Origin of the sequence: Nocardia sp. JMUB6875, from assembly GCF_041154655.1 — a bacterium.
Taxonomy (GTDB): Bacteria; Actinomycetota; Actinomycetes; order Mycobacteriales; family Mycobacteriaceae; genus Nocardia.
The window spans coordinates 1-19,436 of sequence record NZ_BAAFGR010000075.1 but is presented as its reverse complement, the minus strand read 5'-3'; the positions used below and the strand labels follow the sequence as shown (position 1 = coordinate 19,436).

Here is a 19,436-nt window from a genome sequence, read left to right as displayed (position 1 = left end):
ACAGGACTTTCGGCCATGCACGAAACCCACCGTCTCGCGCCGCACCGGCGCATCGTGATCACCTCGCTCGGCGCGATCACCGCGCACGGCGTCGGTGCGGAGGAACTGTGGCAGCGGGTTCGCGGCGGCGAGGTGGCGATCCGGCCGCTGCGCGAGTTCGCCGTCGCCGGGCTGCCCGCGGCCATCGGCGGCGAGATCCTCGACGCACCGCGCCCCAAGTACGACTACCTCACCCCGCTGGGCCTCACCGAACCCGAACCCGCCATCGACTACGCGCTCATCGCCGCCGAGGAGGCCATGGCGGGCGCGGGACTGGGCGTGCTGGAGGACGGCGCGCCACCGCGCCCCGACGCCCTGCCCGCGCAGCGCTGGGGGGTGGCGTTCGGCAGCTGCAACAGCGGGATTCGCAGCGCCGAGCTGGCGGTGCGGCGGGCCGTCGAGGCCGGGCGCGCGGTCGGCGCGGAACAGCTCGGCCTGGGCGACGACCGGCATCTGCTGCTGGTCTCCCCGCAGTTCTGCGCGGAGGCGCTCAGCGCGGCCTTCGGGCTCAAAGGCCCGGTGCTGTCGGTCAATACGGCGTGCGCGTCCAGTGCGCACGCGCTGGCCCACGCCGTCGAGCAGATCCGGGCCGGGCGCGCGGACGCCATGCTGGTCGGCGGCAGCGACGCGCTCAGCGAGATGGCCTACTACGGATTCAACAGCGTGGAGTCGCTGTCCTCGCGCCCGGCGCGGCCGTATTCTCGCGACCGCGACGGACTTTCGCTCGGCGCGGGCGCGGGCATGATGGTGCTGACCTCCGCCGAGGTGGCCGCGGCGGCCGGTGCGCCGATCATCGCCGAGGTGCTCGGCTACGGCATGTCCGCCGACGGCTACCACGCCACCGCCCCGCATCCGCAGGGCGCGGGCGCGGCCCGGGCCATCCGGGCCGCCATCGACAGCGCGGGACTCACGCCCGCGGACGTGCCCTATATCAACGGGCACGGCACCGGCACGCCGAAGAACGATTCGGCGGAGAGCAATGCGGTGCGCGCGGCGCTCGGCGAGGCGGCCGAGGGCGTGGTGCTCAGTAGCACGAAGTCCATGATCGGCCACCTGCTCGGCGCGGCGGGCGCGGTGGAGGCCATTGTGACGATCCTCGGCCTGCGCGACGAAATAATCCCGCCGACAGCGGGTTTCGCGGAGACCGACCCGGCGTGCGGGTTGGATCCCGCGCCGAACGAGGGCCGCGCACTGCCCATGCGGGTCGCCGCCTCGAACAATTTCGCCTTCGCCGGGGCCAACGCCTGTGTCGTGTACGGGCGGCCCGCCGAAGCTCAGGGCGAGCCTGTTCGAGCAGCGAGCAGCCCCGCCGGGTCGGATGTCCGAGCCGGGGTGGTCGACATCGCCGACGCGGCTACCGGGGCCGACAAGTTCGACGAGGTGGTCGTGACCGGGGTGGGCGTCCTCATCGGCGAGGCGGCTGACGTCGAGCAGCTCTGGGCCGCATGGCAGGCCGGGGCGGGCGTTTCCGAATCGCACCATGGGCTGCGGGTGGTGCGAGTGGGCACCGACCCGGGCACGACCATTCCACCCAAGGCACGACGGCGCATGGACCGGCTCGGTCAGTTGGCCGTGGCGACGAGCGAAGGGGCACTCATCGCGGCCGGGCTCAGCGCGGACGAGCACGTCGGCGTGGTGCTCGGCACCGGTGTCGGGCCGATGAGCAGCATCTCCCGGTTCTTCGAACCGACGGTGACGGGCGGTCCGCTGCAAGGCAATCCGGCGATCTTCCCCAACACCGTGTTCAATGCGGCAGCCGGGCAGGTGGCGATGGTGTTGGGCGCGAAGGGGCCGACGTCGACCCTTACCTCGGGTCACAGCGCGGGTGCGGCCGCTCTCGGGACCGCCTTCGATCTGTTGCGGGCTGGGCGAGCCGATGCCGTGCTGTGTACCGGGGCGGACGAGCTCTCGCCCTACGCGCTCGACGCCTACCGAGGCGCGGGACCGTTCACCGGTCGACACGGCCGCGACTTCCTTCTCGCCGAGGGCAGTGTCACGCTGCTGCTGGAGCGGGCCTCGACGGCGCAGGCGCGGGGAGTCACGCCGCTGGCCGTGCTCGCGGGTTACGCCACCACCTGCGACGCGCTCGGCATCGCTCGGTGGGATCCCCGCGGGAACGGGGTGGAGCGGGCGATGCGCGACGCGCTCGCCGCGTCCGGAGTGGAACCCTCCGACCTGACCGCGGTTTGGGCCGGCGCGGCGGATCTGCCCGCGGTGGACGGCCCCGAGCGCCGGGCCATCGATCGACTCGGCCTGAACCCAGCATGTGCCCGGCACGAGCCGAAGCGCGTGTTCGGCGATCCCATCGGCGCGGGCGCGCAGCTGGCGGCCGCGCTCGCCATCACCTCGTGGTCACACGGTGCGGACCTCGGCCCGGTGCTGATCAACGCCTCGTCCTTGGGCGGCACCCACACCGCCTTCGTGCTGCGGCAGCCCGCCGCGGAACCCCAATTCTGAACGGAGACAACCCATGCCGATGCCCGAACCACGTCACGTCTCGATCCTGTCCACCGGCTCCTTCCTGCCCGGCGACCCGATCGACAACGCCACCCTCGAGCGCCTGTGCGGGCCCATGCCCGCCGAGGTGCTCGACAATATCCAAGTACGCCAACGGCATTGGATGATCGATCCGGACACCGGCAAGCACAACACCGGCACCAACGCCATGGCCACCACCGCCGCGCGCCGCGCCCTGGCCCGCGCGGACATCGAACCGGCGGAGGTGGATCTGCTGGTGGTGTCCTCGGCCAGCCCCGAATACCAGCTGCCCGCGACGGTCACCTATGTGCAGGAGCAGCTGGGTCTGGCGCACTGCGCCTCGATCGAATTCCGGGCCGCCTGTACGGGTTTCGTGCAGGGCCTGGACTACGCGCGCCGCATGCTCGCCGACGGCACCTACCGCACGGCCGTGGTGATCGGCGCGGAATCGATCTCCCCGCTGCTGGTTCCGATGTACCTGGGAATCGACCCGGAGCTGGTCCGCATGCGCGACCGGCTGGTCATCAACTCCTTCGGCGACGGGGCCGGGGCGGTCGTGCTGCGCGCCGGGGAACCGGGCAGCGCCGATCCGGAGGGCGAATTCCAGTTCGCCACCGCCTGTCTGGGCGGTGACCGCAAGCCCGGCATGCAGATCGTCGGCGGCGGCACCCACGCGCCGGTGTTCGATCAGGCCAAGCGCGAGCGCCTGGTCGAGATGAAGCTCGACGTCAACGGGACCGCCACCTTCGGGCCGCAGGTCTTCGTGGCGGGCATGAAGGACATGTTGGCGCGGACCGGGCTCACCGTCGCGCAGATCGACGCCTGCGTGCTGCCCGAGGGCAATGCCGACTACTTCACGGCCGAATTCGACGCCGCCGGAGTCTCTCCCGAGGACCAGGCGGTGCTGGCCAAGAACATCGTGGAGAACCTGGCCACCGTCGGCGCTACCGGTTCGGCGGCCGTGCCGCTGGCCCTCGACGACGGCTGGGTGCAGGGCCGGGTCCGGCCGGGCGACCGGGTGCTGCTGCTGGCCGTGGAGGCCAGCCGCTACCTCTACGCCGGACTGTCGCTGCGCTGGGAAGCCCCCGCTCCGGAGGCCACGAATGTCCACGCCTGACCCGGTTTTCACCCCCGAGTACAACACCCGCATCATCCGGCGCGTATTCGACGAGTTCGTCAACCAGGGCGACTTCTCCGTCGTCGACGAGATCTACGCCCCGGACATGGTCGACCATCAGCCGCTGCCCGGCGCGCCGCACGGCACCGAGGGCGTCAAGTACACGATCGCCGGTCTGCGCCAGGGCTTTCCGGACCTGCACGTCACCATCGAGGCGCTGTCCGCGCACGCCGACTACGTGGTCATCCACAACACCTGGCGCGGCACCTTCACCGGTGAATTCCTCGGCATGGACCCCACCGGCGAGCGGATCGAATTCCGCGGCGTCGTGGTGTGGCGGCTGGCCGGCGGCCTGATCGCCGAACGCTGGGGCATCGGCGTCGAATCCTCCATGCTCGAGGCGCTGGGCCTGGGCTGGCTGATGTCGGGCGCGCTGGCCCGCAAGGGCCGTCGCCGCGGCGGCGGCATGGATCTCGCGGAGCTGGCGGCCGCCGCCTCCGCGCTGACGGACCAGCCATGACGGCCGCGCCGCTCACCGTGCTGATCTCCGGCGGCGGGATCGGCGGGCTGGCCGCGGCACTCGCGTTGCGGCAGCGCGGAATTCGGGTGCGGGTGTTCGAGCGGGCCACCGACCTGCGCGACGGCGGCGCGGGACTGCACATCTGGACCAACGGCACCATCGCGCTGCAGCGGCTCGGAGTCCTGGACGAGGTGCTGGAAACCGCACCGGTGCAGCACATCACGCACTTCGGCACCTGGCGCGGCGACCTGTTCGGCGCGTGGCCGGTCGGCGGCTTCATCGAGAAGTACGGCTGCCCGACCATCGCGGTCGAACGCTCGGTACTGCACCGGGTGCTCAGCGCGGCGGTCGCGGCCTACGCCGATGACGCCGAGATCCGCACGGGTGCAGCGGTTGTCGGCTTCGAGCAGGACAGCGACGGCGTGACCGCGGAACTGTCCGACGGCGAACGCGTGCGCGGCGACATTCTCATCGGCGCGGATGGCATCCACGGCGCGGTCCGGACCGGGCTGCTCGGCGCCGAACCGCCGCGCTTCACCGGCTACATCGCCTGGCGCGGCAAAGCCGAACTGCGACACGAGAAGATCCCGCCGGGCACCTTCTACGCCCTGTTCGGGCCCGGCACCCGATTCACCTTCTACGACGTCGCCCCCGGCGTCGTGCACTGGATGAGCGTCGCCAACGGCGCGCCGGGAGGCCATGATTCGGGAGACGTCCGGGCGATGCTGCGCGAGCGCCATCACGGCTGGATGCCGCCCATCGACGACATCCTGGCGGCCACCCCGCCCGAGGCCATCATCCGCGGCGACGTCCTGGACCGGGCACCGGACCGGCGCTGGGGAACGGGCCGGGTCACCCTGCTCGGCGACGCCGCCCACCCCATCACCTTCAATATCGGCCAGGGCGCGTGCCAGGCGCTCGAGGACGCCCTCGTGCTCGCCGAGGAACTGGCCACCACCGATCCCCGGAACGCGTTGCGCCGCTATGAGAAACAGCGCCGCGCCCGCACCGCCGGGCTGCAACGCATCGCGCATCGCATCGGCGTCCTCGGCGCGCTCGAGCATCCCCTGCTCATCCGCCTGCGGGAGCTCGGCATGCGCGCGGTGTGGCCGCAGCTGGTGTTCCGCATCGCCGAACGCGACCAGATCGCCTACGCCACCCGCTGGCGAACCCCAGCGAACCCCCTGCCGGACAAGAGTTTTCAGACAGACGGAGCATGACATGAAGCAAACCCAGACCGAACGCGACTTCTTCGGCGACTTCGCCGAATCCTGGTGGGACGACGACTCCGCCATGAAGGGCCTCACCTCCTTCCAGCGCCCGCGCTTCGAATACTTCGACCGGTTCGTCAAGGACTGGACGGGCAAGAAGGTCCTCGACGTCGGTTGCGGCGGCGGCTTCACCACCGAATTCCTGGCCGGGCGCGGGGCCGTGGTGAGCGGAATGGACCCGTCGGCCCGCCTGGTCGCCGCTGCCCGCGCGCACGCCGAGGCCACCGGCCAGGCCATCGAGTACTCGGTGGGCCGGGCCGAGGCCCTGCCCTATCCGGACGCCGCCTTCGATGTCGTCACCTGCGTGGACGTGCTCGAGCACGTCGACGATCCGGGACAGGCGGTGCGCGAGATCGCCCGGGTGCTGCGCCCCGGCGGAATCTTCTGCTACGACACCATCAATCGCACCTTCCTGGCCCGCGTCGTGATGATCTGGATCCCGGAGTACCTCACCGGCATGGTGGCCCGCGGCACCCACCATCACCACCAGTTCATCAAGCCCGCCGAACTGCGCCGCCACCTCGACGCGGCCGGGCTGACCCCGCTGGCCAAGCAGCGCGGGCTGACCATTCTCGGCAAGCGGCCCGGCGGCGATCTGATCATGTTCACCACCGCGGATCTGTCGGCCACCTACATCGGCGCGGCGGTGAAGTCGTGAAGGCGGTCTTCTATCGCCGCTACGGCGACGCGTCGGTCCTCGAGTACGGCGACCTCCCGGTGCCGAAGATGGCGCTGGACGGGGTGCTGCTCGACGTCAAGGCCGCCGCGGTCAACCCGATCGACTGGAAGGCCCGCGAGGGCTACCTCGATCCCTTCGCCGACACCGTGTTCCCGATCGTCCCGGGCGCCGACGTGTCCGGGGTGGTGCGCGAGATCGGCATCGGCGTCACCGAATTCGCGGTCGGCGACCACGTCGTCGGCTGCGTCCGCGAGGACTATTTGAGCCGCGGCGCCTTCGCCGAGGTCATGCCCGCCCCGGTGCGCGCGCTCGCGCACAAGCCGCCGAATCTGGGCTGGGCCGAGGCCGCGGCCATGCCGCTGGCCGCGCTCACCTCCTATCAGGCCCTGGTCCGCGTGCTGGATGTGCGGCGCGGGGAGACGGTGCTGGTGCACGGCGCGGCGGGCGGCGTCGGCAGTGTCGCGGTGCAGCTGGCGGTGCACCTGGGCGCGCGGGTGATCGGCACCGCCAGCGACCGCAATCACGCCTTCCTGCGCGAACTGGGCGCGGAACCGGTGAATTACGCGGTGGGACTGGCCGATTCGGTGCGCGCGCTCGCGCCCGGCGGGGTCGACGTGCTGCTCGACGCGGTCGGCAAGCGCATCCAGCGCACGGTGCTGCCGTTGCTCGCGCCGCACGGCCGCTTCGCCTCGGTGGTCGATCCCAAGGCCCGCGAGCTCGGCGGCGCGTACGTCTTCACCCGACCCGACACCGGTGACCTGCCGATCGTGGCGGCGCTCGCGGGCAAGGGCGTGTTCCGGGTGCCGGTCGGCGCGGTCTACCCGCTGCCCGAGGCGGCGCAGGCGCACCTGCTCAGTCAAGGCGGGCATGCGCGGGGAAAGGTCGTGGTCGCCGTGGACACGGCGGCCTGCTCGGAGGAAAACCCTTACGATGAACGGTAATTCGATGCTTGCCCGCCGCATCCAGGGGATGGTGCGGCAGATGGCGTGGTCGCAGGCGCTGGCCCGGATCGCCATCGGCGCCGGCATGCTCACCCGGCCCGCGGCCGTCGCGAAATCCTGGTCCGGCGAATACGACGAGACCGCGTCCTCGCTGCCCACCCGCGCGTTCGGCACCCGGGACGTGGTGATCGGGCTGGGCACGATCTGGTCGTTGCGGCGCGGACATCCGGTGCGGCACTGGTTCGTTCTCGGGGTGGCCCTGGAAATGGTGGACGCCACGGTGACCCTGAACAAACGCGGCCGCCTCGGCATCACCGGACCGCCGGATACCTGGGAGTTGCTGACGGCGGCCGGATTAGCGGGCGGAATTATGGTTGCCGTCGCATTGCGCGAATAAGACCGGCCGTCTCGGCTTATATCCGATCACAGACCCGACCGGGCCAAAACTGGCCATCGTGACAATCACAGTTTGATGAACCCTGTTGTGCCGCAATGTGAAACATACTTGGACCCCCACACCTTGCGACATTAATCCACGCCGAGGATTCTTCCCATGAATTTTTTCTTACTGTCCGCCATAGGAATTTCAATTATGACGACAGCGGTGGTCTACGGGACGGATTTTTTCTGCGCCCTGGTGCTGCGCTCGGCGCTGGCCCGCATCGACGACCGCGCGTTGACCGCCACCACCGGTCGCATCCACGAAGTCGCCGACAAGCGCATGCCGATACCGGGCGCGATCGGGGTGGGCGCGGCGGTGATCGCCGCCGGGGTCGCCTTCCTGGACGGTAAGGCGACCACCGGCGTCCTCTCAGCGGCCGCCGTTGTGGCACTGGGCATTTGGCTCGCCATCTACGCCCGGGTCAGCGCGCCGGTCAACAAGGAACTCACCGCCGCGGCGGTGGCCGACCAGGTCCCCGGTGACGTCCGGGAGCTGCAGCGCACCTGGGACAGCGTCATCGTGGTCCGCGTCGTCCTGCAGGGAATCGCCCTGATCGCACTATTTCTCGCGGCGCTCGCGGTGTAAGGCGTGGCCATGATTCAGTTCAAACTCCTGGGACCGGTGCAGCTGCATGTCCACGGCAAGATCGTGGACCTCGGTCCGCCCCGGCAGTGCAGCCTGATGGCCGCGCTGCTGGTGGATTCGGGACGGCCGCTGTCGATCGACACCCTGATCGACCGGGTCTGGGGCGATTCCCCGCCGGTCGCCGCGCGCGACGCCGTCTACACCTACGTCGCCCGGCTGCGCGGGCTGCTCACCGAGGCGACCGCCGGCGCGGGTGCGGAACCGGTTCAGGTGCACCGCGGTCCCGCCGGATACATGCTGTCCACGCCGCCGGAATCGGTGGACCTGTGGCACTTCATGGATCTGGTCGATCGCGCCCGCGCCACTGATATCGACGATCCCGATCGGGTCGAGCGGCTGGCCGCGGGCCTGAACCTGTGGAACGGCAGCGCCATGACCGGCCTGGACAGCGAATGGGCCCGGCGGCTCAGCGAATCCCTGCACCGACTCAAGCACGAGGTCACCGCCGACTGGGCCGACGCGGAGATCCGGCGCGGCAATCATTCGCTGGTCATCAGCCGCCTGCACACCGCGCTGCTGGAGGAGCCACTGGTGGAAGGGTTGCAGGAGCGGCTGATTCGCGCCTACTTCCTCAATGGCGAGACCGCGCAGGCGCTGCGGCAGTTCGAGCTGGCGCGACGGCTGATCGCCGACGAGCTGGGCGCTGACCCGAGCCCGGGGATGCGGGATCTGCACAGCCGCATCCTGCGCGGCGAGCTGCCCGAGCCGGACGGCTTCCCGCCGTACACCGTCCGCACCGAATCCGCCGGGCATCGCGCGACCGTCGCGCCCGATACCCTGCCGCTCGCGCCGCTCGGATTCAGCGGCCGCGACACCGAATTGGCGACGCTGACCGGCATGCTGACCGACGACCCGTCCCCGCGCCCGGTGTTGGTGACCGGCGGCGCCGGGGTCGGCAAGACGGCGCTGGTCCTGCAGGCCGCCGACTGCCTGCGCGACCGGTTCCCCGAAGGACTGCTGTACGCGGACCTGGCGGAAGGTCCGAGCACCACCCCGGAGACGGTGCTCGGCCGACTGCTCACCGCGCTCGGCATTCCCGCCGACGCCATGCCGAAGTCGCTGGCCGAGCGCGTCAATCTGTACCGGGCGCGGCTCGCGCACCGGCGGGTGCTGGTGATTCTGGACAATGCCGCGACCGAATCCCAGGTGATCCCGCTGCTGCCGCCGGGAGGTGTCGGGACCGCGTTGATCACCAGCCGATTCGCGTTGGCGCTCACCACCGTTCGCACCTTCGTGCTCCACGAGCTGTCCCGCACGCAGGGCCTCCAGATGCTGGTCGCCACCGTCGGGCGGGCACGGGTGCTGCCCGAATGGGAGGACGCCGGGACGGTCGCCGACCACTGCTCGGGCATTCCGCTCGCCCTGCGCGCGGTCGCCTGCCGCATGACCACGCGCCCGCATTGGACCTTCGCCCACATGCTCGCCCGGATCAGCGATGAACAGCGTCGCCTGGAGGTGGTGTCCTACCAGGCCCTCGACATGCGCGCGAGCCTCGACCTCACCTTCGACCGCCTGGACCCCACCGCCGCGGGGCTGTTCCGGTCGCTCGGTCGCGAGATCCCGGCCGGAACCGATTTCACCGCACCGGCATCGGCCGAACTCAGCGCCGACGAGGTCGAGGACGCGCTGGACCGGCTGGTCGACGCCTACCTGCTGTCCGAGGTCGGCCGCGACGACGCGGACCGCACCCGCTACCGAATGCTCGACATCCACCGCATCTACGCCAAGAACCTCGGAGACTGATCATGGCGCGTCCCGTCCACCACACGACCCCCTACCCGTACCCGGACACCCTGTTCCATCGCGCGCTCGGCTCGCGCGACTACTGGGAGCAGCGGATTCGCGAAATCGACGGCCCCGACGCGGAGTTGGTCGACTTCGACGCCCCCGACGGGCTGTCGGTGGTCACGGTGAACACCGTCATCCCGGCCTCCGCGCTGCCCGGCCCGGCCGCCAAATTCCGGCCCAAGGGCGTGCGCTACAGCTACAGCGAGACCTGGTCCGCGCCCGAGGACGGCGTGGCCCGCGGACGCATGCAGGGGCAGGTGGAGGGCATGACCATCTCCCTGGCCGCCGATCTGCTGGTGCGGCGCACCGACGGCGGCTGCGAGTTCACCATGACCGGATCGATCGAGGCGCGAGTTCCCTTGGTCGGCAGGATGATCGAGGCCGATATGGGCAAGACGTTCGCGACCACCGCCGCCGCCATCGACGAGTTCACGCTGAAGTGGCTGGAGAACGCGCGATGAGCGATCCCGTCCTGATCACCGGCGCGACCTCGGGCCTCGGGCTGGAGAGCGCGAAACGGCTGGCCGCCAAGGCCGTTCCCCTGATCCTCGGGTATCGCGATGCGGCACTGGCGGATACGGCCGTGCGGCGGATCCGGGAGTACGCGCCCGATGCCCGGATCGAGCTGCTCGAACTGGAACTCTCCTCACTCGATTCGGTCGGCAAGGCCGTGGCGACGCTGCGCGGGCGCGAGCAGCCGCGGCTCGGCGCGGTGGTGTGCAATGCCGGGCTGCAGATCGTGGACGGCGTGCGGACCTCCGCCGACGGCTACGAACTCACCTTCGCCGTCAATCATCTCGCGCATTTCGCGCTGGTCACCGGGTGCGCGGAGCTGCTCGGGCCGGGTTCGCGGGTCGTGGTGGTGTCCAGCGATGTGCATCAGGGGCCGCGCAAGTCGATGGGTTTCCCCGCGCCGCGGTGGCGTGACCCGCGGCAGCTGGCCGATCCCGAGGCACAGGGCGAGGCTGGGGCGGACGGCCGAATCCGTTATGCCACCAGCAAACTCGCCAATGTCTACTTCACCTACGAGCTCGCGCGGCGCTGGCGGGACCGGGGCGTCACGGCCAATGCCTTCGATCCCGGGCTGATGCCGCAGACCGGGCTGTCGCGCAACTATCCGGCGGTCGCGCGGATCGGATTCCGCGCCCTCGCACCGGTTCTCATCCGGCTCATGCCCATCGCGCGCACCGTCACCAGCTCGGCCGCCGCGCTGGCGTGGCTGACCACCGGGACCGAACTCACCGACACCACCGGCAAGTACTTCACGGGCGCGGACGAGGTGCCCAGCGCGCCGGAGTCCTACGACGAGCTGCGGGCCGCCGAGCTCTGGCGGGTCTCCGAGGATCTGGTCCGGGCCGCGCGCGGCGTGCCGCCCCGCGAAAGACGGTGAGCGACATGCTGACTCGAATCGCGCTCTTCGCTCAGCGCCGCGCCCGGGCCGTGCTGGTGGTGGCGGGATTGGTCGCGGTGCTCTGCTACGCGGTCGGCGGGTCCGCGCCGATGCACCTGCAGTCCGGTGGTTTCCAAGCGCCGAACTCCGAATCGACCCGGGTGGACCGGTATCTGGAAGACCACTTCCCCGGCGCCGCACCGAATGTCGTGCTGCTGCTCACCGCGGCCGGCGGCATCGACGGTCCGGCCGCCACCGCGGTCGGGCAGCAGCTCACCGACGAACTGCGGGCGAATCCGGATCTGCAAGGCGTGCAGTCGTATTGGAGCGTCGCAACCGAGATGCGACCGGCGCTGCGCAGCAAGGACAAGGACAGCGCGGTCATCGTGGCCTTCGCGCGCGGCGACGACACCGCCGCGCCCAAGATCGCCGACGCAGTCGCGAAGAAGTACAACGGAACCCGCGACGGGGTCGAGATCGAGGCGGGTGGCGAGGCGGTCGCGCTCGCCCAGATGAGCCGTCAGGTGACCCTCGACCTGGTGCTCATCGAGTCGATTGCCGTGCCGCTGGCGGGAATCGCCCTGGTCCTGGTATTCGGCAGCCTGATCGCGTCCATGCTGCCGCTGCTCGTGGGCGTGGTGACCATCGGCGCGGCGCTGGCGGTACTGCGCGGGCTGGCCGCGGTCGGGCACGTGTCGATCTTCGCGTTGAACATGACGACCGCGCTCGGGTTCGCGGTGGCGCTGGACTCCAGCCTGTTCATGGTGAGCCGGTTCCGGGAGGAGCTGGCGGCGGGCGCGGACACCGGTGAGGCTGTAGTCCGAACCGTGCGCACGGCCGGGCGCACGGTGCTGTATTCCGGTCTGACCGTGGCGCTTTCGCTGTCGGCGCTGCTGGTGTTTCCGCTGTACTTCCTGCGCTCGTTCGCCTACGCGGGGTTGGCGGTGCTGGCGGCGGCGGTGTTCACCACGCTGCTGGTGCTGCCCGCGGCGCTGGCGCTCATGGGTTCCCGGGTCGACGCCTGGGATGTGCGGCGCTACCTGCGCCGTCGTCTCGGACGGCCGGACCCGGTGCCGGTGCCCGTCGAGCGGGACCGCTGGTACCGCTTCGCCATGGGCGTCATGCGGCGGCCCGTGCTCGCGATCACCGCGGTGGTGGCGATCCTGCTGCTGCTCGGATCGCCGTTCCTCGGTGTGCGTTTCGGCTGGGCCGACGACCGGGTGCTGGCGTCGGGGTCCAGCCGCGATGTCGGCGACGCGTCCCGGACCGGGTTCTCCGAGAACCTGACCGCGGGCATTCTCGCGATCCTGCCCGACGACCACGGCGATGTCGCGGCGGTCGGCGACTACGCGAAGGCGCTGTCCCAGGTTCCCGACGTCACCTCGGTGCTGTCCGGCGCCGGGGCCTACGCCGGCGGATTACGGGTGGCCGGACCGCAATCCGCGCTCGTCGGGGACTCGGGAACCTACCTGCGGATCGGCACCCGCCTCGACCCGTATTCGACGGCGTCGACCACCCAGCTCGACCGGCTGCGCGCCGTGCCCGCGCCGGGACGGGTGCACTTCGGCGGATCCGCCGCCCGCAACGCGGACTCGGTCGCGACGCTGGCGGCGCGAATCCCACTGGCGCTGACCATGATCGCGGTGTCGATGTTCCTGGTGCTGCTGGTGTTCACCCGCAGCGTGGTGCTGCCCCTCAAGGCGCTGGTGCTGACCGTACTGTCGCTGGCGGCCACCTTCGGGGCGATGGTGTGGGTCTTCCAGGACGGACACCTCTCGGGCGCACTGGGATTCACGCCGACCGGGTATCTGGTGCCGACCATGCCGATCCTGATGTTCTGCCTGGCCTTCGGGGTGTCCATGGACTACGAGGTGTTCCTGCTGTCGCGGATTCGGGAGGAGTATCTCGAATCCGGGGAGACCTCGCGCGCGGTCGCCGTCGGAATCGCCCGCACCGCACGGATATTCACGGCCGCGGCAGCCCTGCTGGCCATCGCCTTCGTCGGCATGGTGTTCGCGGGGGTCTCGTTCGTCCAGCTCTTCGGGCTGGGGCTGACCCTGGCGGTGCTGGTCGACGCGACGGTGATCCGCACAATTCTGGTGCCCGCGCTCATGCGGGCCATGGGCGGGCTCAACTGGTGGGCGCCGGGCGTGACTCACCGTCGCGAAATTTCCGTGAATCACCTTGCCGCGACCGACAATCGAGACTCCATGAGAAGGGGATCGATATGACGGTAGAACTGGACGACGTCGCCCGCCGCTGGCTGAGCGAGCCGCGATTCTGGGTGATGGGCACGCTCAACGGGGACGGTTATCCGCAGCTCAGCCCGATGTGGGCCGGGCTCGAGGTGATCGACGGCGTGGAGCGGATCGTCATCGACACCTCGGCGGGGCGGGTCAAGGAGGAGAATCTGCGCCGCGATCCGCGGCTGTCGCTGTGCTGCATGGACGAGGAGAACCGATACGACCGCATGGAGATTCGCGGGCGCGCGGTGGGGTTCGTGGCGGGGCGGGAAGCCGTGGAGTGCATGGATCGGCTGGCCCAGAAGTACCTCGGCACGGAGAAGTTTCCCTGGCTGGTGGACGGCGAGACCCGGGTCATGGTGGTGATCGAGCCCGATCACATTCACCGGACCGTCGGGGTCGAGCCGTTCCGGCGTTCCGTGGCGCTGGGCTGAGCCACGATTTCATATCAAGATCAGGGCCGGGCGCGCGGAATGATGCGATAACACGTTACAGTCCGCGCGTGAATTACCTTGTGGGATGCGCCTTGGCCCTGTCGTTCGCGACAGGTTCGCCGGTAGCGCAAGCGGATTCCGCACCGACCTGTACCGATACCCCGAACTCCTACACGGCGGGCTGGCAAACCGGCTGGGCCGCCTACCAGGTCGCGGAGAAGAGTCCGTCCTCCGGGGCGACCACGCGTACGGTCGATCTGCCGATCACCATCAACGCGCCGCTGGCCAAGGTGTGGGCGGTGTATTCGAACCTGCGCAACGATATCGGGCGGCATCCGTTCCTGAAGGACATCATCACGCACCGGACCTGCGATGACGGGGTCATGCAGACCATCGATTTCACGGCGCTGGAGAACGTTCCGATGGGATCGGTGGACTACCCGGCCAAGACGCAGGCCGAGCAGCGGCTGTTCCCGGCCCAGCACTACTACCTGACCGACAGCTACGACAACCCCGATGTCATCACGCATCAGAAGATCACGTTCACCGACAACGGGAACGGGACCACGACGGTGAACGAGCACATCACGTTCACGGCGAATCCGCTGCTGATCGGATTCACCGCGGACAACGGGGCGTCCTCGCATCGGGCGTATCAGGCGGCGCTGAAGCGCGACATCGAGAACGGCACGCTCTAGTACAGGCGCCCCCGGGGTCAATTTCACGGCGCCCGATAGGGTCGATGGTCGTGACCGGACAACCGACCGCGCAGGAAATCGCCGCCGCGATCGCGACCGCCGCGATGGAGTCGGCCAAGCGCGGGGCGCGGAAGAAGACGCCGCGCGGCGATTCGGTTGTCGCCCAGCGCGCCGCGACCAAGATCGTCCGGGGCGATGCGCGCGAGGCTGAGATCGAGCACGCGGCGCAGCTGGCGGGCAGGCAACTCATCACGGCGATCTTCCAGAACGGCTGGCTGCCCGCGGACATCCATCAGGCCGCGCTGCGCCGGGCCGACGAGTTCGCGATCGGGTTCCTGATCGATGTGATGGCCGATTACATCCGGCCATTCGCGCCGGACACCATCGACGAGACCTGGGCCGCGCAACTCCGCGAGCTGCGCGCCGAGGTCTGGTGGTCGGACGCCACACCGTATTTCGCGCAATGGACCGCCAAGCACATGCTGACCCGGACCGAGGCGCTCACCACCGTCATCGAGGCGCTGGCACTGTTGCTGCTGCTGCCGAAGCTGGAGCTCATCCGGCCGCTGCCCGGCTCGGCGCGGCCGACCGCCGACCCGCACCAGCACGTCGACGAGAAGGTGCTCGGCCGGGTGCGCGGCCTGCTCGCCAAGGCCGAGTCGACCTCGTTTCCCGAAGAGGCAGAGGCGCTTTCGGCCAAGGCGCAGGAGCTGATGACCAAGTACGCGCTCGATCGGGTGCTGGTCGAGGCCGAGGCCTCCGTCCTCGATCTGCCCGGGGCCCGGCGCATTTGGCTCGACACCCCGTATGTCGATGCCAAGGCGCTGCTCATCGACGTGGTCGCCAAGGCCAATCGCAGTCGCGCCATCTTCGCTTCGGCGTGGGGTTTCGTGACGATCGTCGGCGACGACGCGGACCTGGAAGCCATCGAACTGCTGACCACTTCACTGCTGGTGCAGGCCACCCGGGCGATGATCGCCACCGGCAATCAGAACCTCGACAATGACGAGGCCCGCAGCCGGGCCTTCCGTAAGTCGTTCCTCGTCGCCTACGCCACCCGTATCGGCGAGCGGCTCGAGGCCGCCTCCGCCGCCACCATCGCCGAATCCCCCGATCCGGAACGCCTGCTGCCGGTGCTGGCCTCGCATCAACTCGCGGTCGACGCCGCCTTCGACACCCTGTTCCCGCAGGCCCGCAATCGGGGCGTGACGATTCGGAGTGCCGAAGGCTGGGACGCCGGCCGCGCCGCCGCCAACCGCGCCCGCCTAGACCGGCAACGCCCGCTCGACCGGTAGCCGAACGGCCTCGGTCCCGGCCGGACGCTCACGCAGCAGCGCGGCGGCGAGCACGCCGAGCACGGCGAAAGCCGCACCGAGCCAGACGGATCGGCTGAAGTGGTCGATGAACACCCGGGGCGAGTCGTAGACGCCGGGATGGTTGAAGACCGTGGCGAGCACGGCAATGCCGAAGACGCCGCCGATTTCGCGAATCGCGCTGTTGGTTCCGGACGCGATACCCATCTCGGCGGGCGGCACCGAGCCGATGACGGCATTGGCGACGGTCGGGAAGCAGAACGAGATGCCGATGCCCGCCACGGCCAGGGCCGGTCCGAGTTGGGCGTAGCTCATGCCGGGTTCGGCAATGGCGGCCAGCCAGCCCAATCCGGCCGCTTCCAGGGTGAGGCCGAGGAGCATGAACGGCTTGTTGCCGTACCGGTCGGCGAGGGCGCCCGCGAGGGGCGCGATCACCAGCGGCGCGGCCGTCCAGGGCAGGGTGCGCAGACCGGCGGCCAGGGGCGAATATCCCAGGGCGGTCTGCAGGAACTGCATGATCAGGAACAGCACACCGAACAGCGACGCCCACATGAAGAAGCTGTAGGCGTTGGTGGTGACGAAGGTGCGGGACCGGAACAGCTCGCGCGAGAGCATCGGGGTGCGACTGCGGCGCTCCCAGCCCAGGAAGGCCGCCACCAGCAGCAGCCCGGCGGTCAGCGTGAGGACGGTTTCCGTTGCGCCCCAGCCGATGTCGGCGACGCGCACGAGGGCCCAGGTGATGCCGAAGAATCCGGCCGCGGCCAGGATCAGGCCGATGATGTCGAGTTGTGTTCGCGGACCGTGGCTTTCGGTCAGGCGGGTGGCGGCGAGCGGGACCAGCAGCAGGCCGATGGGGACATTGAGCCAGAAGATCCACTGCCAGCTCAGTCCGCCGACGATGGCGCCGCCGACCACCGGACCGGCGGCCACCGCCAATCCCGTGACGCCGCCCCAGATTCCGATGGCGGTGCCGCGCTTGTCGGCGGGGAACGCCGCGCTGATCAGGGTCAGGGTCATCGGGGTCACGATCGCCGCGGCCGCGCCCTGCAGGGCCCGCGCGGCGATGAGCGCGCCGATGGTGGGTGACAGCGCCGCCAGCGCGGAGGCGAGGGTGAAGGCGAGCAGTCCGATCCAGTACATCCGGCGACGACCGTAGCGATCGCCGAGCGCCGCGCCGGTCAGCAGCAGACAGGCGAAGGACAGGTTGTAGGCGTTGACGGTCCATTCCAGGTCGCCGAGGCCGGCGTGCAGGCTGCTGCGCAGCGCCGGAAGCGAACTCGACACGACGAGCGTGTCGAGGGAGGTCATGAATACGCCGAACGAGGCCAGGACGAGAGTCCAGACCTGGTGCGCGGCAGGGGGTTTCGAGGTTTCGATGCTGGGATTCATGATGCGCAGGTCCTTCCACCCGAGGCGCTTGCATGATGCAAGTGAGCATAGGCCGGGCCGATTGCATGACGCAAGCACGCAGGTACACTTGATTCATGCTCGGCAAAACCTATGACTCCCAGGTTTGCTCGATCGCCCGCACCCTCGAGCTGGTCGGCGAGCGCTGGAGCCTGCTGATCGTGCGCGACGCCCTCTTCGCCGGCTCGACGCGGTTCACCGACTTCCAGCGCAACCTCGGCATCGCCACCAATATCCTGCGCAACCGCCTCGACGGCTTCGTCGAGCACGGGATCATGCAGCGGCACAGGTACTCCGAACAGCCCGAACTGTTCGAGTACGTGCTGACCGACAAGGGCCGCGCCCTCGCACCCGCGCTTATCGCGCTCACCGCCTGGGGCGACGAATGGGCAGCACCGGACGGACCTCCGCTCCAATACCGCCATACCGTCTGCGGATCCGAATTGACCCCGCAAACCGTCTGCGCCCGCTGCGGGACCGTGCACGATCCCGCCGAGATCCGGGCCGTCCCGGGCCCGGGCATGCCCACCGACCGCGCCGATATCCTGCTGCGGATGCAGCGGGAGCACGGACTCACTTGATAGGCGGCCACGTCCGTCCACGAATGCCGTTGCGCTCAGCCTGATTTCATGGGAACAGCCGCGTACGCAGGCGGGTTGCCCAAGGCATGACTCTCGGAATCGCGCTCGCCGCGACGAATGCGGACAACTATGTCGACGCGGTCGTGGCCCAGGCCCGGTCGGCCCACGAACTCGGCGTGGGGGCGGTGTGGCTGGGGCAGCGGATGGATTACGACTCGCCGACGCTGGCGGCGATCGTGGGGCGGGAGGTGCCCGGCCTGCAGGTCGGGACCTCGGCCATTCCCGTGATCGGCCGCCACCCGCTGCTCGTCTCCTCGCAGGCGCAGACCGCGCAGGCCGCGACCCACGGCCGCTATCACCTCGGCCTGGCGCTCGGTTCGGCCCTGGTGGCCGGGGCGTTCGGGACCGAGTTCGAGCGGCCGATCACCCGGCTGCGCGAATTCCTCACCGCCATCCGGCAATTGCTCGACAACGAGCCCACGGAATTCCGCGGCGAACTCCTGACCGCCACCCCATCCCTGCCCACGACCGTCCCCGGCGCACACCCGCGAATCCCGGTCCTGGTGGCCGCCATGGGCCCGCAAGCCCTGCGCGTCACCGGCGAACTCGCCGACGGCGCCCTCCCCTACCTCGCCGGCCCCAAAACCCTGAGCTCACAGATCGTTCCGGCCCTCACCCGCGCCTCCTCGACCACCCCGCGCATCGTCGCCTTCGTCCCCGCCGTGGTCACCGCCGACCCCGACCGCGCCCGCGCCACCGCGATCGAGCGACTCTCCTTCTACGAACGCGTCCCCTCCTACCGCCGCGTCCTCGACCTGGAAAACGCCACCCGCGCCGCCGATCTGGCCATCATCGGCGACGAGGGAACCGTGGCCGCCGCCATCCACCGCTACTACGAGGCCGGCGCCACCGAAGTCGTCCTCACCAGCACCGACCTGAGCACCCCGGAAGACGAACTCCGCACCTGGTCCCTAGCCGGCCACCTCACCGCCGACCGAACCGCCCCGATCGGCGGGCGAAGCTGACACCGGGAACACGGCGGCCCGAAAATGCCGAGAGGGCCGGTATCGCTCGATGCGATACCGGCCCTCTCGGTGAAGTGGAGCTAAGGGGACTCGAACCCCTGACCCCCACACTGCCAGTGTGGTGCGCTACCAGCTGCGCCATAGCCCCGTGTTCAGTTCTTTGCTCGCCGGGCGTTGCCCCGCTTGCTTGAACGAAGTTACACGACGGGTGTCCGACAAACCAAATCGCCTGGATAGAGGGTGGTGACGGCGATCTTCTCGAGGTAGGCTCGAACGCATGTTCGATAGCCGAGAGGTGGAGGCGATGGGCGACGAGGAGCTGATCGACGCGGCGCGGCGGGCACATGGAGCGGCGGCGTTCGCACAGGCGGCGGAGATCACAGCGGTGCGGGAGGTGTATCGGCGGCACCGGGCCGGGAATGCCG

Annotated in this window: 18 protein-coding genes and 1 tRNA gene; 17 read left to right on the top strand and 2 right to left on the bottom strand. The window is 69.8% G+C overall.

Annotated elements, in window-relative coordinates; translation table 11 throughout:
• Positions 1–15 precede the first annotated feature (15 nt).
• The 15 genes from ACAM49_RS20385 (at position 16) to ACAM49_RS20315 (ending at position 15,980) form a co-directional block, all read left to right on the top strand.
• A complete protein-coding gene (locus ACAM49_RS20385; RefSeq protein WP_369637121.1) occupies positions 16–2,496 on the top strand; it encodes a beta-ketoacyl synthase N-terminal-like domain-containing protein in 2,481 nt (826 codons plus the stop codon).
• Between the two features lie 13 nt (positions 2,497–2,509).
• Positions 2,510–3,634 carry a 3-oxoacyl-ACP synthase III family protein gene (locus ACAM49_RS20380; protein ID WP_369637120.1) on the top strand — a complete coding sequence of 375 codons (1,125 nt, stop codon included), beginning with the start codon at positions 2,510–2,512 and terminating at the stop codon, positions 3,632–3,634.
• Positions 3,621–4,154: an ester cyclase gene (locus ACAM49_RS20375; RefSeq protein WP_369637119.1), complete on the top strand. Its 534-nt coding sequence runs from the start codon at positions 3,621–3,623 to the stop codon at positions 4,152–4,154. Before ACAM49_RS20380 ends, ACAM49_RS20375 begins: the two co-directional genes overlap by 14 nt.
• Positions 4,151–5,374: an FAD-dependent oxidoreductase gene (locus tag ACAM49_RS20370; protein ID WP_369637118.1), complete on the top strand. Its 1,224-nt coding sequence runs from the start codon at positions 4,151–4,153 to the stop codon at positions 5,372–5,374. The genes ACAM49_RS20375 and ACAM49_RS20370 overlap by 4 nt, the downstream gene beginning before the upstream one ends.
• Before the next feature lies 1 nt (position 5,375).
• Entirely contained in the window at positions 5,376–6,083 is a 708-nt protein-coding gene (gene ubiG / locus ACAM49_RS20365) for a bifunctional 2-polyprenyl-6-hydroxyphenol methylase/3-demethylubiquinol 3-O-methyltransferase UbiG (protein ID WP_369637117.1), read from the top strand.
• Positions 6,080–7,045 (top strand): NADP-dependent oxidoreductase, encoded by a 966-nt coding sequence (locus tag ACAM49_RS20360; RefSeq protein ID WP_369637116.1) that lies wholly within the window; start codon positions 6,080–6,082, stop codon positions 7,043–7,045. The genes ubiG and ACAM49_RS20360 overlap by 4 nt, the downstream gene beginning before the upstream one ends.
• Positions 7,035–7,442, top strand: coding sequence for a hypothetical protein (locus ACAM49_RS20355; protein ID WP_369637115.1), 408 nt, complete (start codon positions 7,035–7,037; stop codon positions 7,440–7,442). Before ACAM49_RS20360 ends, ACAM49_RS20355 begins: the two co-directional genes overlap by 11 nt.
• A gap of 195 nt (positions 7,443–7,637) precedes the next feature.
• A complete protein-coding gene (locus ACAM49_RS20350; RefSeq protein WP_369637114.1) occupies positions 7,638–8,072 on the top strand; it encodes a DUF1772 domain-containing protein in 435 nt (144 codons plus the stop codon).
• A 9-nt stretch (positions 8,073–8,081) separates the two neighbouring features.
• Entirely contained in the window at positions 8,082–9,875 is a 1,794-nt protein-coding gene (locus ACAM49_RS20345) for a BTAD domain-containing putative transcriptional regulator (protein WP_369637137.1), read from the top strand.
• Positions 9,876–9,877: 2 nt separating this feature from the next.
• On the top strand, positions 9,878–10,381 hold the full coding sequence (locus tag ACAM49_RS20340; RefSeq protein ID WP_369637113.1) for a DUF2505 domain-containing protein: 504 nt from the start codon (positions 9,878–9,880) through the stop codon (positions 10,379–10,381).
• Positions 10,378–11,310, top strand: a complete 933-nt coding sequence (locus ACAM49_RS20335; protein WP_369637112.1) for an SDR family NAD(P)-dependent oxidoreductase — start codon at positions 10,378–10,380, stop codon at positions 11,308–11,310. The genes ACAM49_RS20340 and ACAM49_RS20335 overlap by 4 nt, the downstream gene beginning before the upstream one ends.
• Positions 11,311–11,315: 5 nt before the next feature.
• Complete coding sequence (locus ACAM49_RS20330) at positions 11,316–13,541, top strand: MMPL family transporter (protein WP_369637111.1); 2,226 nt, start codon at positions 11,316–11,318, stop codon at positions 13,539–13,541.
• The gene (locus tag ACAM49_RS20325; RefSeq protein ID WP_369637110.1) at positions 13,538–13,987 is read left to right on the top strand and encodes a TIGR03618 family F420-dependent PPOX class oxidoreductase; all 450 of its coding nucleotides are present in this window, start codon (positions 13,538–13,540) and stop codon (positions 13,985–13,987) included. Before ACAM49_RS20330 ends, ACAM49_RS20325 begins: the two co-directional genes overlap by 4 nt.
• 68 nt (positions 13,988–14,055) lie before the next feature.
• Positions 14,056–14,685 (top strand): hypothetical protein, encoded by a 630-nt coding sequence (locus tag ACAM49_RS20320; RefSeq protein WP_369637109.1) that lies wholly within the window; start codon positions 14,056–14,058, stop codon positions 14,683–14,685.
• A gap of 44 nt (positions 14,686–14,729) precedes the next feature.
• A complete protein-coding gene (locus ACAM49_RS20315) occupies positions 14,730–15,980 on the top strand; it encodes a DUF2786 domain-containing protein (RefSeq protein ID WP_369637108.1) in 1,251 nt (416 codons plus the stop codon).
• On the opposite strand, the gene ACAM49_RS20310 is transcribed toward ACAM49_RS20315, so the two are convergent.
• A complete protein-coding gene (locus tag ACAM49_RS20310) occupies positions 15,951–17,387 on the bottom strand; it encodes a DHA2 family efflux MFS transporter permease subunit (RefSeq protein ID WP_369637107.1) in 1,437 nt (478 codons plus the stop codon). The two genes, ACAM49_RS20315 and ACAM49_RS20310, sit on opposite strands and share 30 nt — an antisense overlap.
• 95 nt (positions 17,388–17,482) lie before the next feature.
• Here ACAM49_RS20310 and ACAM49_RS20305 point away from each other — a divergent pair, with 95 nt between their 5' ends.
• Both ACAM49_RS20305 and ACAM49_RS20300 read left to right on the top strand, forming a co-directional pair.
• Complete coding sequence (locus ACAM49_RS20305) at positions 17,483–17,986, top strand: winged helix-turn-helix transcriptional regulator (protein ID WP_369637106.1); 504 nt, start codon at positions 17,483–17,485, stop codon at positions 17,984–17,986.
• A gap of 86 nt (positions 17,987–18,072) precedes the next feature.
• Positions 18,073–19,011, top strand: a complete 939-nt coding sequence (locus tag ACAM49_RS20300; protein ID WP_369637105.1) for a TIGR03564 family F420-dependent LLM class oxidoreductase — start codon at positions 18,073–18,075, stop codon at positions 19,009–19,011.
• A 75-nt stretch (positions 19,012–19,086) separates the two neighbouring features.
• On the opposite strand, the gene ACAM49_RS20295 is transcribed toward ACAM49_RS20300, so the two are convergent.
• Positions 19,087–19,159: transfer RNA gene (locus ACAM49_RS20295), tRNA-Ala, on the bottom strand.
• Positions 19,160–19,436 lie beyond the last annotated feature (277 nt).